General features: G+C 38.5%; 1 protein-coding gene. It reads right to left on the reverse strand.

Annotated features, from left to right (window positions below):
* Positions 1–178: 178 nt before the first annotated feature.
* Positions 179–577 carry a DDE-type integrase/transposase/recombinase gene (locus NUW87_RS11460; RefSeq protein WP_269028654.1) on the reverse strand — a complete coding sequence of 133 codons (399 nt, stop codon included), beginning with the start codon at positions 575–577 and terminating at the stop codon, positions 179–181.
* Positions 578–641 lie beyond the last annotated feature (64 nt).

The raw sequence follows: 641 nt of genomic DNA on the forward strand, positions 1-641 counted from the left end.
CATCATATTTGTCGAGGTTTTCATCATTATTCTTTATGTAGCATTTACTCCCAAAGACTTTGAAGTGTTTGATTGAAGCAGGTCTTCCAAACCATAGTTCATAAGGTGTCTTGTCACTTTGTGGTCTGAGGTGGGCTTTGTTAAGAACATGGACTGTTGTGTGTATTGCTTCTACCCATTAAGTTTGAACAATGTTCTTCTCATTCATCATTGACCTGTCCATTTGCTGAACTATTATGTTTTGCCTCTCAACTACTCCATTTTGTTGTGGAGTTCCTGGGATTGTGTACTCTCTCTTGATCCCATGTTCATCGTAGAATTCCTTGAAGTCTCTTGACACAAACTCTCCTCCCCGATCTGATCTTACTGCCTTTAACCTCTTGCCTGTTTTAGTCTCTATTAAAGCCTTAAATATTTTAAACTTCTCAAATGCTTCATCTTTTTCTTTGAGAAAGGTAACCCGAGTAAGTCTGGAGTATTCATCGATAATCGGCATGAAGTAGTTTTCTTTCCCTATTCCTTCCTGTCTTGATGGTCCACATAACTCCATATGAACTAGTTGGAGTGGTTTCTCTATTGAAGTAAAGCTCTTGGACTTAAACTATGTCCTTTTTTGCTTCCCTACTTGACAGGGTTTACAC

It is taken from the genome of Corynebacterium pilbarense (assembly GCF_026930265.1).
In the GTDB taxonomy this organism is placed as follows: Bacteria; Actinomycetota; Actinomycetes; order Mycobacteriales; family Mycobacteriaceae; genus Corynebacterium; species Corynebacterium pilbarense.